1 protein-coding gene is annotated in these 1,488 nt (G+C 62.0%); it reads left to right on the forward strand.

Features of this window, described 5'->3' with window-relative positions; translation table 11 throughout:
• The first annotated feature begins 198 nt into the window (after positions 1-198).
• Positions 199-1,488 (forward strand): IS4 family transposase, encoded by a 1,290-nt coding sequence (locus ACTEK7_RS36610; RefSeq protein ID WP_225141864.1) that lies wholly within the window; start codon positions 199-201, stop codon positions 1,486-1,488.

Consider the following 1,488-nt stretch of genomic DNA (forward strand, 5'->3'; position numbering starts at 1 on the left):
CTAGGGCATGCACATATCTGGTGCGACGGATTGACTCGGGTCCGCCGCGGGGATTCCAGAATCGGGAGTCTGTGTGATTCGTATTGCGGCACTCCATGGTTTGGACGGGGGTGCCGCGATGTTGTCACGGATTGACTGGACGCTGGGCCGGTTCGGGGATCGTCGTCTCGATAAAGGGGGGCGGCGCTCGCTGAACGCATGGTTGCAGGCAGAACTGTCTGCCTTCGGCAGCTCTCCAGGGGGAACCGCGCGCTGGAAGTGCGGTTCAACCGCTTTCTTGGCCATGAAAAGGTAACGGCGGAGCGGATCATCGAAAGCTGGAGCGAAAGCACGGTCACTGCGGTAGAAGGCCGCCACGTGCTGGCGATCCAGGACACCAGTGAGATCCACTTCAACACCACATCGCAACGCCGGCGTGGGCTCGGAGAAATCGGAAAAGGTAATAGCCACGGCGTGCTGCTGCATCCGCTGCTGGCTGTGGATGCCGACGACGGCAGCTGTCTTGGGCTTTTGAGCGGACAGATATGGACGCGCAAAGGCCGCCGCACGACCTCGCACGACGAACGTGAGCTGTCGGACAAGGAATCGCAGCGCTGGATATCCACTGCCGTGGCGGCAAGGCCGCTGCTTACCAAGGCCGCGGCGGTGACGGTGCTGGGCGACCGCGAGAGCGATATCTTTGCCCTTTATGCCAGCTCGGCTGAGCAACACTTCCACGTCATCGCGCGCAGCATGCATGATCGCAAGCTTGCCGACCGCAGCAGCCTATATGAGGCCAGCGATGTTATGGCCGTGGTGGACCGGCGTACGATCCAACTGCCTGCGCGCGCCGCGCGGCCAGCTCGCCTAGCCCACCTCGAACTTCGCTTTGACGCAATCGAGCTCGCCCGCCCGCAGAGTAAGTTCCTGCACCATCTGCCGAAAAGCTTGCCATTGGCGGTGGTCGATGTGCGCGAGGTCAATGCCGAGGCCGGCGTAGAGCCGCTGCACTGGCGGCTTCTCACCTCTCACGAGGTTACCGGCACCGAGGACGCCTGGCGCATCGTCCAATGGTACAAGCAGCGCTGGATCATCGAGCAGTTCTTCCGTGTCCTGAAGACACAAGGCCTCAAGCTCGAAAACAGCCAGATCGGATCCGCCGATCGTCTTCTCAAGTTGGTTGCGATCGCCGCCAAGGCGGCCGTCATCACCATCCAGCTTCTGCAGGCCCGCAACGGTAGTCGCCAGCTTATTGTCGCGGCCTTCGATAACCGCCAAATAGGCGCGCTCATTGCCCTCAACCAGCAACTCGAAGCCGCGAGCAAGCGACTAAAGAACCCGCATCCGCCCAACAGCCTCGCCTGGGCCGCCTGGATCATCGGCCGTCTCGGCGGCTGGGACGGCTACCCATCGTCCAAGCCGCCGGGCCCGATCACCTTCAAAAACGGCCTCGAATACTTCCACGCCGTCTCAGCAGGATGGAGCCTCAGAGATATGTGCATGCCCTAG

This window comes from Bradyrhizobium sp. JHI2711 (assembly GCF_056156565.1).